The following is a 13457-nucleotide window of genomic DNA, read 5'->3' as shown; positions in this document are numbered from 1 at the left end:
AATTAAGGGATTTAACAACAGGGCATGAGCATGCCCACCTAAATAAACCAAACCCGACTATTCCTGTTTAGCCGAAGGCAGTTTGGAAACCAAGCGCAATGAAACGGTAAGGCCTTCGAGTTGGTAGTGCGGGCGCAGGAAGAATTTGGAAGTGTAATATCCGGGATTGTCTTCAACTTCTTCCACAACCACTTCAGCAGCGGCCAACGGTTTACGGGCTTTTGTTTCTTGAGTGGAGTTAATCGGGTCTCCATCTACATAATTCATAATCCATTCGTTTAGCCAACGTTCCATGTCTTCACGCTCGCGGAACGAACCGACTTTGTCGCGTACGATACATTTCAGATAGTGCGCGAAACGACAGCACGCAAACAGGTAAGGCAGACGCGCAGACAAGCGGGCGTTGGCGGTAGCATCCGGATCATAATATTCAGACGGTTTATGCAGTGATTGAGCACCAATAAACGCGGCCAAGTCGGTATTTTTACGGTGAATCAACGGCATGAAGCCCAGCGCTGCCAATTCGGCCTCGCGGCGGTCACTGATGGCGATTTCGGTTGGACATTTCATATCCACACCGCCGTCATCCGTCGGGAATGTGTGGCAGGGAAGGTTTTCAACGATACCGCCGGATTCCACGCCACGGATTGAGGTGCACCAACCATAATATTTGAATGAACGGTTAATATTTACCGCCATTGCATAAGCCGCATTGGCCCATGTGTATTTGTTGTGATCCGCGCCTTCAGTTTCTTCTTCGAAGTCAAACTCATCGACAGGATTTGTCGTGGCACCGTAAGGCAGACGGGATAAGAAACGTGGCAGGGCCAAACCGATATAACGCGAATCTTCGGAATCACGCAGGCTGCGCCATGGGGCATATTCGGCATTTTGGAAAATTTTGCTCAAATCACGAGGATTGGCCAACTCTTGCCAAGATTCCATCTGCATCAGTTTGGGGGATGCGCCGGCGATGAACGGACAGTGTGCGGCGGCGGCAATTTTTTCAAGACTATTGAGCATTTCCACATCGGGTGCAGAGTGATCAAAATAGTAGTCGCCAATCAAACAGCCGAAAGGCTCGCCACCAAACTGGCCGTATTCTTCTTCATAAATGCGTTTGAATAGGGGGCTTTGGTCCCAAGCGGTGCCTTTGAAGCGTTTTAAATTGCGGGCAACTTCTTTTTTGGAGATGGGCAATACTTTGATTTTCAACAAAGTATCGGTTTCGGTATTGGTAACCAAATGATGCAGGCCGCGCCATTCGCCTTCCAGCTTTTGGAAATCTTCATGATGCAGAATCAAATTGATCTGTTCGGAAAGTTTTCTGTCGATCTCTGCAATAATCGCTTCGATGGTTTGATAAGTGTCGTCTGAAATAGTAATGGCGTTTTGCAAAGCTTGCTGTGCCAGTGTCGCTACGGCATTATTGACAGCACTTTTGGCTTCTTCAGTTTTGGGTTTGAATTCTTTTTGCAGCAGCTGTTCAAATTCATTTGCGGCAAACACACTTTTCGCGCCGCTGTCCCCTTGGATGTCTAATTGCTTTTCAGTCATGATTCACGCTCACTTTATTGATTTCATCTGAAATTACTGCTCGTCTTTGGTTGTTGCTTTAGGTGCGGCTGCAAGGCTTTTCAGCAGCTCACTGTCTCCCAAGACTTTTCCGATTAATTCTTCAGCACCGCTCTTACCATCCATATATGAAAGCAGGTTGGCAAGCTCTGTACGCGCTTGTAGGAGTTCGTTTAAAGGACCTACTTTTTTTGCTATTGCTGCCGGAGAGAAATCATCCATGCTTTCCAATTCAAGTTCTACATTCAAGTTGCCTTCCCCGGTAAGCGTGTTTTTGACATTAAATGCGACACGCGGTTTGAGGGCTTTCATGCGTTCATCGAAATTATCTACGTCAATTTCCAAAAATTTACGTTCGGCCAATTCAGGTAGCGGCTCTACGGGTTTCCCGACCAAATCTGCCATCACCCCCATAACGAATGGAAGCTCAATTTTTTTCTCAGAACCGTAAAGTTCTACATCGTACTCAATCTGTACGCGAGGCGCCCGGTTGCGGGCAATAAATTTTTGTCCGGATGATTTGTTTCGTGACATATTCAATGACCTTTAAATGATAAAAGTTGTTTATTTAAACGAACTTTAAATATTGCGGATAGACTAGCTTATTCGTTGGAAGTTCCCGTTTCTTCGTCCTGCTTCCCGATCAAAACTTCCAGATTGGCAATACTTTCAGGACTGATATCTTTCATGATGTCGTAGAAGTTCATATTCATTTGCCGCTGTACCCTGCGGATAAATAACGGGGCAGGGTGGCTGGGTTCAAGCGTTTCAAAGTAGATGCAGATTTTTTCCAAAGCCAAATCGACATCAGCCCGATTTTTGATATTCAGACGACGCCATGCATCCGCTTCTTGAAGGGTCGATTGCTCTTGAGCAACAGTCGAAACGGGTGTTTCAGCGGGTTGTTCTGTTTGTTCAGCCTGTTGCAGCTGCGGGGTACTTCCATCGTTGTAATTGATGGCTTTGTGGATCAGGGTAAGCGGTTTTTGAATCACTTCAAAATTGAGTGAGTGTTCGTCGTGCAGCTGGGTCGAGAAAGTATTTTGAATATCTTTCAGATGGTCTAATGCCTGGATTAAGGCAATCAATTCCGGTTTGCCGGTATCGGCACTTACCCTGATATCGAGCATCAAACGTTCTTTGCCGCCCGGATAGCTTTGCGGGTCATTGCCTTGCAAGACAGAAACTGCTTCTTTAACGGTAATAGGCTGTTGGGTCAGCCCGTTTACTAATAATTTGGCTGAAAATACTTCTTTAGCGATGCCGTCATGCGTAGTGAATGCACTTAGTGCATTGATTCGATAAAACGGGTCGGGTTCGCCGTCTTCATCTTCGAGCTTGGGATATAGGGATTTCCAATACAAATCCACATTGGTTTTGATGGCTTCACAACCGGCGCAAAAGCCAACCAGGCCATGTTTTGCAGTGAGCGCCTGTGTGTAATAGGACAAAACATGAAGGTCTTTCGATTCAGCCAGCAATTGATTGCACAGCTTCTCTACTGTTGCCCAATCAGGCTCTTCAGCAGGGATGATGGTGTCGCCATATTGTCTTTCCGGTTTCCCTTCGGCAGCGCTTTGAAGCTCTAAAAAGCGGCTGTCGTATTCAATATTTACCCCTTCGGGGGTGTCAGCAGAAATAGGTTCTGCCCATAAGGGAAATGTATTCATCTATTTATAATCCAAATATTTTATTGAACAGAGAGCAGGTGGGCTCTCCGTCTCTTTCTATATGGTAACCGCTTTCGCAGTCCAGCCAAAAGCTGCCAATGTTATCTGATTTAGATAAAAAATTAAGGAAAGGCTCGGGTAACGGATGGTCAGACTTATAAAGTGTACCTAAACAATTTGTTATAATACATTTACCATTTATTAATGTTTGGTTAAAAAAATCTATGTTTTGAGAGAAGAAATTAATAGATTTTAACTGTTCTAGAAGGGGGCAAGGTTTTTGGAATAGTACAAAAGGATATTGTCGACCTGTTTGGTCTGAACTGAGTGCCGTTAGCCCAATATAGGTAATGCTATCAGACAGTTTAATGCAAAACAGCCAAATCCGCGATACAGAAAGCGTCTTTCGGGTAAACGGAATGAGTTTGTCTTGGTTGTTGCAACGATCAAACCATCCGTCCCAAAAGTTTTTATCATTAGTTTGGAGATTTTCAGAAACAATAAAATCACGAGACTGATTTAGTTTTCCGAAAAAGTAGATTTCGCTTTGCTGCATAAATAACAATCACATAATGTAAAATTAACAAATGATAAAGTTACTTAAGGTATCGATTATGCTTTGGCTATGAGTTATGTCCACCATAGCTACTGTATATATACTTTACCATAATTTTGGTTTATGTATTAATATATTTTTTTCCTTATTAAAAGAATAACTAAAGTAATATTTGTATGATAAAGAAGTATTTGTGGAACATTTTTTATTATTTTGGTGTCTTACTTTACAATTTATTTGCAGTTTGTTGTTTGTTATAATCTTCGCGTTGTGTCATGCTATTTTCAAAATATAGTGGATTAACTTTAAACCAGTACGGCGTTGCCTCGCCTTAGCTCAAAGAGAACGATTCTCTAAGGTGCTGAAGCACCAAGTGAATCGGTTCCGTACTATCTGTACTGTCTGCGGCTTCGTCGCTTTGTCCTGATTTAAATTTAATCCACTATATATTCAAAAGCAATTTTGATCCAAACTTGTAAATCTGTAAGCAACTTAGGTTTTCCATTTCAATATCAATAGAATCTCGACGGAGGGAGTAAACCCATGGCCTCTTTCGGTAATACTTTCGGTATTCTCATCCCCAAACCTGAAGCACCAGCCATGGTGTCTCAAGGCTCTGCCAATCCACCTGAGCCGCTGACCAATGCAGCCGGACCAGTGGATGTGATAGAGATGGTTGCCGATGTTGCTTCCACTGCCCTTTCCATAGTTGCGCCTGATTCTGCTGCAGCCGATGCAGTTGATGCCATATCCGAACTGGTTTCCCTTGCGTCCATGATACCCGGTCAGCCGGGTCCCAAACCGCCTTCCCGTAAAATGGTTAGCGGTTTTAGCGGCGGCATGGGCATGGGCTTTGACGGCGGGGTGGTTACCTCGGGTCATGGGCACTGTATTCCTTGTAAGGTAGCTGCTGCCACAAATGTTGGTAACCCCGTAAACGCAGTGCTCGGTATCAAAGTCCTATTTGACGATACCGAGACCGACTTTGCCTTCGATTCCCCACTTCCCCTTGTTTGGCAGCGCAGCTACTATTCCGACCAAATAGGCAACGGCTGGCTGGGACAAGGTTGGTCGCTGCCGTTCTCCATGCGTCTTGTCCGGACTGCCGACGGTTTCCTTTATATTGATGAGCAGGGCAGGGAAATTTCGTTGCCGGATATCAGCGACGAAGCGGACAAGCCTTATTCCGCGGCCGACGAAGATGAAGACGATTTATATGAAGAAGAGGCTGCCCCAAGACCTGCTTCCGCCGAAGAAGATCCCTACGGTCTGGATGACGCCTATTTCGATCCTTACGAACAAATCTTCTTTTCACAGATTTCAGACGACCTCTACCAAATCGCCTCCCCTGACGGCGGCGCACGGCTGCTGTTTGCCGAAGTCGATTCCGGCTGCGGCATTTTCCAACTGGTCGCTCAGCTCGACCGCAACGGCCGCCATATCCGCCTCTGCTACGACGATAACGGACTGCCGCACAGCATTTACGACGGCAGCGGCCGACACTTCCAACCCGTATTCTCCTCCATCCGTCTGCACGACAACGATCCCGACTTCGACCCGGCAGGGGAGCGGGACGTCTTCGTTTCCGAAGACGAGCGTTTCTACGTCAACCGCCTCACCTCCGTCACCTTCAACGGCAAGGAACTGGTGCGCTACGACTACGACGGCTACGGCGATTTGACCGCCGTTTACGGACGCGACGGCAAAAAACTGCGCGGTTTCGCCTACCGCAACCACATCATGGTCGAACACAACCAGCCCGACGGACTGGTATCCCGCTACGAATACGACCGTTACGACACCGACGGCAAAGTGCTCAAAAGCAGCAACAACCTCGGCGAAGAATGGACGTTCGACTACCGCAAAGACCATACCGTCGTTACCGACGCATTGGGACGGACGGAAGTGTACGGTTTCGACGAAAACCGCGAACTCGTCTACCGCATTGATGCCGACGGACAACGCAGCGACAGCGAACGTGACAGCTACGGCCGCATTACCGTAGAACGCGACCCCCTCGGACGCGAAACCCGCTATCTCTACGATACCGAAGGCAACGTCATCGCCATCACCGCGCCGGACGGCAGCAGCACCCAAATCGACTACCACGAAACCCTCAACCTGCCGGTTGCCGTCAACGATCCCGCAGGCAGGATTACCGCCTACGATTACGACGGACGCGGCAACCTCATCAGTATCACCGACCCCGCCGGTTACACCACCAGCTACGGCTACAACGCCCGATGGCTGCCCGAAACCGTTACCGACGCCTTAGGCAAAACCCGACGCCTACACTACGACACCCTCGACCAACTCGTCTGCTTTACCGACTGTACCGGCGAAACCACCCGCTTCGGTTACACCGAATACGGCGATCTCGAAACCGTTACCGATGCGCTGGGCCATACCACCCGCCACCACTACGATGCAGCGGGCAACCCCGTCCGTACCGACTATCCCGACGGCAGTCACGAAACCTTCGAATACGACCGCCTCAACCGTCTGACCGCCCACATCGACGGACTCGGTGCCAAAACCGCCTACGAGCTCGCGGTGGACGGACTGCCGCTCAAACGCACCAACGCGCTGGGCCATACCTTCGCCTACGCCTACGACAAAGCCCGCCGTCTGACCGTCCTCACCAACGAAAACGGCGAAACCTACCGTCTCAATTACGACCAAACTGACAACCTGATCCAAGAAACCAGCTGGGACAGCAAAATCACCGCCTACGGCTACGATGCCGCCGGACAACTGGTTCAACAGACTGAATACGGCCAAAGCAATAATGAAGGTCGTCTGAAAGAGCGTCCCGAGACTTGGCACATCCACCGGTTCAAACGCAACATCCTCGGCCAACTGATCGAAAAACAAAGCCGCAAAGTCTCCAGCCGCAACGGACAAAGCAAAGACGAAGGCATCAGCCGCACCCGTTTCGAATACGACCCCATTACCGGCAACCTGACCAAAGCCCGCAACCAGTACAGCAGCGTCGAACTCGCCTACGACGAACTTGACCGCCTCATCGGCGAAACCACCGTCCACAACGGTCAAAGTGCCACCGTAGGCTACCAATACGACCCGTTGGGCAACCGCATCCGCACCATCCTGCCCGACGGCCGCCATATCGATTACCTGTACTACGGCAGCGGACACCTGCACCAAATCAGCCTCGACGGCGAAGTCATAACCGACATCGAGCGCGACAAACTGCACCGCGAAATCCAAAGGACGCAGGGCAGCATCAGCAGCCTGTACGACTACGACCCCATGGGTCGTCTGAAAAGCCAGCGTACCGTCTGGAGCGGCACACAAACACCCCGCGGCAAACAAAACCCGTTGGCCGGCGGCGCCGTCAACCGCCGCTATACCTACGACAAAGCCGGCAACCTAATCCAAAGCGCCGACCAAAGAAGCGGCGTCCTCCATTACGTTTACGACAAAATCGGACGCATTCAGGAAGCCCGCAACAGCCAAACCGGCCGCAGCGAAACCTTCGCCTTCGACCCCGCCCACAACATCCTCGACATCCCGACATCTACTCCCTCTCCCGTGGGAGAGGGCTGGGGAGAGGGCAAAACGACCGCTCCGATTTCAGACGACCCCCAAACTCAAGGTCGTCTGAAATCCCCCGCCAACCCCAACCTTACCGCCGGCAACCGCCTCAAAGAATACAACGGCATCGAATACACCTACGACGCATTGGGCAACCTGATCTACCGCCAGTTGCCCGACGGCGAAAACCAATATTACCAATACGATTTAGAAAACCAACTCGTCCGCGCCGAAATCAAAAAGCCCGCCGGCAACACCGAGATTTGGACATACGCCTACGACCCGTTCGGAAGACGCCTTTCCAAAGAACGCCAAGACAAACTCGCCTGGACGAGCACCGACCCGAAACGCACCCACTTCGTCTGGGACGGAACACGATTACTTCAGGAGTATACCTACAAAGGCTGCTACACCTATATCTACACCGACCAAGACAGCTACGAACCGCTGGCGCAAGTCTTTGACAACAACCAAGACGAAGCGCAATACCTCGCCTATTTCCACAACGACCAAATCGGCATCCCGAAAGAGATGACCGACATCCACGGCAATCTGTTATGGTACGGCGAATACACCGCTTGGGGTCGTCTGAAAAAGGACGAGCGGATTTACAAGAACGCGCACCAGCCGTTCAGATTGCAAAACCAATACTTCGATGAGGAGACGGGGCTACACTATAATTTTTTCCGTTACTATGAACCTGATACGGGACGTTTCATCAATCAAGATCCAATTGGGTTGTTTGGTGGAGATAATTTATATTCATTTGGTAATCAAGTATTGGATTTTATCGATCCACTTGGTTTAAAAATTTATGGCCATAGAAAAAACGGAACATTTAGGAAAAAACCTGGACCGAAATCCAAGAAGAAAAGCGCGGGTAAAGGGGAGTGTATCCAAAATAAAAAAGATGGTGATGCTCGCGAAGCCTTACATAAAAAAGACTTAGATGCCCAATATGGAGCTGACCGTATATTGAGTCAGAAACACTTGAGAAATAAAAAGGGCGAAATTGTCAGCGACCCCGTAACGGGTGAGTCTCGTAAGCTTGATTTTGTTATAAAAGGAGCTGGTAAAAAAGGTGGTGGACTTGCTCAAGAAATTACTAGCAAGACTGCTTCAAAAAGGAGTCAACTTGCAAAAGAAGAAAGGATTAGAGATGCAGGTGGCGTATATGTCAGAGATGGTAAAAGCTTAGTTCATGTTGACGGAATATCCGAAATTATTCGATTACCTTAGGAGATTATCATGGATATAACACTATTTAATTTTCGGACATTTTGGGAAGCAAATGCTGATGAAGATTATCGTGAAGATACTATCAGAATGTCTATTGCACTTATGACGTTTCTCAAAAACAATAACTTACTTGTTGATATTGACCCATTTAATGAGGATGGCTCTATCAAAGAAGATTTGATCATCCGAAAATCCAATGTAACCGATGAAGGATTCCAATTATTTGTTAAACCAGTAAATAATTGGTGGAATGCTTTGGATAGGGGAACTCCTCCTGAAAAAATTACTATTTTGGAGAATGGATTAAAAAAAATTCGTGCTGCGAAAAAGTGAGATTTTATATTTTCAGACGGCCTCAATATTCCTTGAGGCCGTCTGAAACATCCGTTCTTTAACAACCCAATCCCTGTTATACCGGCGGATACTCTTTAGTTTATAGTTTGGCACAGAGGCCGTCTGAAAGTTGGTCTTTCAGACGGCCTCTATAATTTCATAAAGAGATACTAGAAATGCAAAGCATTGTCTTCTGCTAAGCGAAGCCAAGCTAAACATGGTATAAAAGAAGATGATTTAGTTCCCAATATTTCTCGTACATTAGGTCAAAAAAGATGAATAAAGAAACAATAACTTCTATTCTTAACGAATTTCAAGGTAACCTTTATTTTGATAATTGGCTAAGGAAAGTAGGAGATTTTCCAGAAAAGCAAAGAAAACAACCTTATCCATTTTCTTGTAAAAAAATAGTAACCTTAAAAGATGCAAAAAAATGGATTGCTAATGATGAGTTATGGGAAGGAGTACAAAGGGCTTCTAATAACTATTTATTCAACTTATTTCAAAATGCAACTGGTAAAGGGGCTATGGTAAATGAATTTGGACAATATATCGCAAAATTTTTTCATTCACATGAATCTATTCTAAAAGAAAAAATAAAAGAAAGTAAATTAAAAACAGATGATACATATATTGCATTATATAGTATTGTGTTGGGAGCTTTTTTAGAATATTCAATTAATAAGGTGGATGAAAATATAAAAGTTGACTTAAATTTGAATCTTCTTAAAATCATTAATGATGGATATATGCCTTGTGGTTGGAGTTTTAAATCTGAAGACATAATCGATTTCAGTGAGAGGCCTTTTGATTATTCAGCAGGATATTTATACATCTATTGAGTATTTCCCATAATAATTTAACTCCGAACTTCTTAAACAAGCTGTAGTTTGTATGAAATTTCTATTTTGATGCAGCAAGCCATAGCCTGCACAAAACCTTCAGTCTTGACGTAGGGTACGTGCGGTAGTACGTACGCACGCGGTTTCTGTTTTTCAGACGACCTCTTCTACGTCAGCCACCTTATCCCCATTACCTTCAAACGTACCAACGCGTTGGCCCATACCTTCGCCACGAACTCGACCGCCTCATCGGCGAAACCACCGTCCACAACGGCCAAAGTGCCACCGTAGGCTACCGATACGACCCGCTGGGCAACCGCATCCGCACCATCCTGCCCGACGGCCGCCATATCGATTACCTGTACTACGGCAGCGGACACCTGCACCAAATCAGCCTGGACGGCGAAGTCATTACCGATATCGAACGCGACAAACTGCACCGTGAAATCCAAAGGACGCAGGGCAGCATCAGCAGCCTGTACGACTACGACCCCATGGGTCGTCTGAAAAGCCAGCGTACCGTCTGGAGTGGCACACCAACACCCCGCGGCAAACAAAACCCGCTGGCCGGCGGCGCCGTCAACCGCCGCTACGCCTACGACAAAGCAGGCAACCTGATCCAAAGCGCCGACCAAAGAAGCGGCGTCCTCCATTACGTTTACGACAAAATCGGACGCATTCAAGAAGCCCGCAACAGCCAAACCGGCCGCAGCGAAACCTTCGCCTTCGACCCCGCCCACAACATCCTCGACATCCCAACATCCACTCCCTCTCCCGTGGGAGAGGGCTGGGGAGAGGGCAAAACGACCGCTCCGATTTCAGACGACCCCAAAACTCAAGGTCGTCTGAAATCACCTGCCAACCCTAACCCTGTCAGCGGCAACCGCCTCGAATCATACAACGGCATCGAATACACCTACGACGCCTTGGGCAACCTGATCTACCGCCAGCTGCCCAATGGTGAAAACCAATATTACCAATACGATTTAGAAAACCAGCTCGTCCGCGCCGAAATCAAAAAGCCCGCCGGCAATACCGAGATTTGGACATACGCCTACGACCCGTTCGGACGACGCCTCTCCAAAGAACGCCAAGACAAACTCGCCTGGACGAGCACCGACCCGAAACGCACCCACTTCGTCTGGGACGGCAGCCGCCTGTTGCAGGAGTACACCTACAAAGGCTGCTACACCTATATCTACACCGACCAAGATAGCTACGAACCGCTGGCGCAAATCTTTGACAACGCCAAAGACGGCAAACAATACCTTGCCTATTTCCATACCGACCAAGTCGGCATCCCGTGCGAGATGACCGACATCCATGGCAATCTCTTATGGTACGGCGAATACACCGCATGGGGTCGTCTGAAAAAGGATGAACGCGTCTATCGGAACGCGCATCAGCCGTTTAGATTGCAGAACCAATACTTCGATGAAGAGACGGGGCTACACTATAATTTTTTCCGTTACTATGAACCTGATACGGGACGTTTCATCAATCAAGATCCAATTGGGTTGTTTGGTGGAGATAATTTATATTCATTTGGTAATCAAGTATTGGATTTTATCGATCCACTTGGTTTAAAAATTTATGGCCATAGAAAAAACGGAACATTTAGGAAAAAACCTGGACCGAAATCCAAGAAGAAAAGCGCGGGTAAAGGGGAGTGTATCCAAAATAAAAAAGATGGTGATGCTCGCGAAGCCTTACATAAAAAAGACTTAGATGCCCAATATGGAGCTGACCGTATATTGAGTCAGAAACACTTGAGAAATAAAAAGGGCGAAATTGTTAGAGATCCCGTAACAGGTGAGTCTCGTAAGCTTGATTTTGTTATAAAAGGAGCTGGTAAAAATGGTGGTGGGCATGCTCAGGAAGTAACTAGTTTGACTGCGTCTAAGACGGCACAACGTGCTAAAGAATTAAGGATTAGAAATTCTGGGGGTGTTTATGTTAGAGATGGGACATCCCTAATTAAAGTAGATGAATTATCTGAAATTATCCGATTGAAATAGAAAGGAAACTTATGGAAGCAAATGATATAGTTTTATTTGATTTTGATGCATTTATTTCAGGAAGTAAAGATGTTGATTACCAAGAAGCAATAAAAAAAATGTCTTTGTCTTTGATGAAATTTTTAATAGAAAATGATTTGTTGGTAAATATAAATCCTTTTAATCAAGATGGATCAGTAAAAAATGATTTAATTATTAAGAAATCAAATTTAACGGATGAAGGTTTTCAATTATTCGTTAAACCAGTAAATAACTGGTGGAATGCTTTGGATAGGGGAACTCCTCCCGAGAAAGTTACTATTTTGGAGAATGGGTTGAAAAAAATTCGTGCTGTGAAAAAGTAATTTTCTAGCAAGCCGTAGCCCGCACAAAACCTTCAGTCCTGACGTAGGGTGTGTGCGGTACACACGCACGCGGTTTCTGTTTTTCAGACGACCTCACAATCTTCTTTTAGGTCGTCTGAACCATTTGTTCTTTAACAATCTTATTGACGGTTAACATAGAGGTCGTCTGAAAAACAAATTTCAGACGACCTTTGTTGTGCCGTAATTAACCGCTGCTACGCTTACGACAAAGCAGGTAACCTGATTCAAAATACTGACAAAAGAAGTGGCACGCTCCATTACGTCTACAATAAAATTGGATGCGTTCAGGAAGCCCAAAGTAAAGAAGACCACAGCGGAACATTCGCCTTATCAAAATATGTTGTAAAAAATATCAATCATGCGAAATATACCAGATGACACAAAAGTTACTCGAAAAGGAATTTCTTGGGGCAGTAAACAAAGAAATGCACCTTGTTCAAGATGTAAACCAAGTGTTGACGGTGCTGGTGGTGTATATGATTAATGAAAGGATGAATTATGAATATAGAATTACATATTGAAAAAGTACAATCTCTTTTAGATCAAATGGATCTACAAAAGAAATGTAAATTTGCAGCTTGGTGCTGTAATGCACTAATCATTGAGAAAAAAATAAAAGAAAATATGACTAAAATAACTAATTCAAATGTGAACTACCAACTCTGTGATGCTATCATTAAAGCTGGTTGGTATGATTTCTCCCAAATAAATATTGGAATCTCTCAAAGAGCTATAGAAGATATAAATTGGGATGATGATGATCCATTAAATGATATGGTAGAAACACAAGGAACTATAGAATTATTAGCTTCGATTCGAAATATGTTACTAGGTATACAACAAAAATCATCTGATAGTTATTACTTTGCTGCATGTGCTGAAAACGTAATTAACTGGAAAGATGCTTTAGCGAATTTCCCATACTCTGAAGATGGCAAAATAGAGGAGGAAAATTTAAAACGTGAATATGAAATTCAATTGTTATTTTTAGATGATTTAAGAAATAATATAATTACCTTACAGGATATTAAGAAATATAGATAAATAGATGCAAGCTTAAATAGCCTAAAACCGTTTAGTAAGTCGTAGCCCAGACAAAACTTTCAGTTCTGACATAGGGTATGTGCAGTACACACTCACGCGGTTTCTGTTTTTCAGACGACCTCAATACCTTCTTTGAGGTCGTCTGAAATATTTGTTCTTTAACAATCTCATTAGCGGTTAACATAGAGTAGAGGTCGTCTGAAAACCGACTTTCAGATGACCCCTACCAAATTGCCATCAGCATCACCGACCCCGCCGGT

Annotated in this window: 11 protein-coding genes; 7 read left to right on the top strand and 4 right to left on the bottom strand. The window is 45.7% G+C overall.

Features of this window, described 5'->3' with window-relative positions; all coding sequences use genetic code 11:
• Positions 1 to 57 precede the first annotated feature (57 nt).
• The 4 genes from tssC to tagF form a co-directional block, all read right to left on the bottom strand.
• On the bottom strand, positions 58 to 1557 hold the full coding sequence (gene tssC / locus MON40_RS07985) for a type VI secretion system contractile sheath large subunit (protein WP_003761727.1): 1500 nt from the start codon (positions 1555 to 1557) through the stop codon (positions 58 to 60).
• Between the two features lie 33 nt (positions 1558 to 1590).
• Complete coding sequence (gene tssB / locus MON40_RS07980; protein WP_003761725.1) at positions 1591 to 2109, bottom strand: type VI secretion system contractile sheath small subunit; 519 nt, start codon at positions 2107 to 2109, stop codon at positions 1591 to 1593.
• Between the two features lie 68 nt (positions 2110 to 2177).
• A complete protein-coding gene (gene tssA, locus MON40_RS07975; protein WP_003780319.1) occupies positions 2178 to 3245 on the bottom strand; it encodes a type VI secretion system protein TssA in 1068 nt (355 codons plus the stop codon).
• Positions 3246 to 3249: 4 nt separating this feature from the next.
• A complete protein-coding gene (tagF, locus tag MON40_RS07970) occupies positions 3250 to 3801 on the bottom strand; it encodes a type VI secretion system-associated protein TagF (RefSeq protein WP_003780318.1) in 552 nt (183 codons plus the stop codon).
• Between the two features lie 543 nt (positions 3802 to 4344).
• Between tagF and MON40_RS07965 the strand changes: the two genes are divergently transcribed.
• The 7 genes from MON40_RS07965 (at position 4345) to MON40_RS07935 (ending at position 13197) form a co-directional block, all read left to right on the top strand.
• The gene (locus tag MON40_RS07965) at positions 4345 to 8595 is read left to right on the top strand and encodes a DUF6531 domain-containing protein (protein ID WP_242925856.1); all 4251 of its coding nucleotides are present in this window, start codon (positions 4345 to 4347) and stop codon (positions 8593 to 8595) included.
• Between the two features lie 9 nt (positions 8596 to 8604).
• Complete coding sequence (locus MON40_RS07960) at positions 8605 to 8928, top strand: hypothetical protein (protein WP_003780371.1); 324 nt, start codon at positions 8605 to 8607, stop codon at positions 8926 to 8928.
• 275 nt (positions 8929 to 9203) lie between these two features.
• Entirely contained in the window at positions 9204 to 9770 is a 567-nt protein-coding gene (locus MON40_RS07955; RefSeq protein WP_003780373.1) for a hypothetical protein, read from the top strand.
• 146 nt (positions 9771 to 9916) lie between these two features.
• Complete coding sequence (locus MON40_RS07945; protein ID WP_479724788.1) at positions 9917 to 11788, top strand: RHS repeat-associated core domain-containing protein; 1872 nt, start codon at positions 9917 to 9919, stop codon at positions 11786 to 11788.
• An 11-nt stretch (positions 11789 to 11799) separates the two neighbouring features.
• The gene (locus MON40_RS07940; RefSeq protein WP_242925854.1) at positions 11800 to 12132 is read left to right on the top strand and encodes a DNA polymerase III; all 333 of its coding nucleotides are present in this window, start codon (positions 11800 to 11802) and stop codon (positions 12130 to 12132) included.
• A gap of 379 nt (positions 12133 to 12511) precedes the next feature.
• The gene (locus tag MON40_RS13570) at positions 12512 to 12637 is read left to right on the top strand and encodes a hypothetical protein (RefSeq protein WP_423227271.1); all 126 of its coding nucleotides are present in this window, start codon (positions 12512 to 12514) and stop codon (positions 12635 to 12637) included.
• Between the two features lie 14 nt (positions 12638 to 12651).
• Positions 12652 to 13197: a cation:proton antiporter gene (locus tag MON40_RS07935; protein WP_242925853.1), complete on the top strand. Its 546-nt coding sequence runs from the start codon at positions 12652 to 12654 to the stop codon at positions 13195 to 13197.
• Positions 13198 to 13457 lie beyond the last annotated feature (260 nt).

It is taken from the genome of Neisseria macacae ATCC 33926 (assembly GCF_022749495.1).
GTDB classification, from domain to species: Bacteria; Pseudomonadota; Gammaproteobacteria; order Burkholderiales; family Neisseriaceae; genus Neisseria; species Neisseria macacae.
Note: the sequence above shows the minus strand (reverse complement) of the source record. Positions and strands in the feature narration are given on the sequence as shown.

Excerpts from the sequence above, each read along its gene's own strand:
- tssC (WP_003761727.1), bottom strand. The coding sequence starts at position 1,557 with ATGACTGAAAAGCAATTAGACATCCAAGGGGACAGCGGCGCGAAAAGT.
- tssB (WP_003761725.1), bottom strand. The coding sequence starts at position 2,109 with ATGTCACGAAACAAATCATCCGGACAAAAATTTATTGCCCGCAACCGG.
- tssA (WP_003780319.1), bottom strand. The coding sequence starts at position 3,245 with ATGAATACATTTCCCTTATGGGCAGAACCTATTTCTGCTGACACCCCC.
- tagF (WP_003780318.1), bottom strand. The coding sequence starts at position 3,801 with ATGCAGCAAAGCGAAATCTACTTTTTCGGAAAACTAAATCAGTCTCGT.
- MON40_RS07965 (WP_242925856.1), top strand. The coding sequence starts at position 4,345 with ATGGCCTCTTTCGGTAATACTTTCGGTATTCTCATCCCCAAACCTGAA.
- MON40_RS07960 (WP_003780371.1), top strand. The coding sequence starts at position 8,605 with ATGGATATAACACTATTTAATTTTCGGACATTTTGGGAAGCAAATGCT.
- MON40_RS07955 (WP_003780373.1), top strand. The coding sequence starts at position 9,204 with ATGAATAAAGAAACAATAACTTCTATTCTTAACGAATTTCAAGGTAAC.
- MON40_RS07940 (WP_242925854.1), top strand. The coding sequence starts at position 11,800 with ATGGAAGCAAATGATATAGTTTTATTTGATTTTGATGCATTTATTTCA.
- MON40_RS13570 (WP_423227271.1), top strand. The coding sequence starts at position 12,512 with ATGCGAAATATACCAGATGACACAAAAGTTACTCGAAAAGGAATTTCT.
- MON40_RS07935 (WP_242925853.1), top strand. The coding sequence starts at position 12,652 with ATGAATATAGAATTACATATTGAAAAAGTACAATCTCTTTTAGATCAA.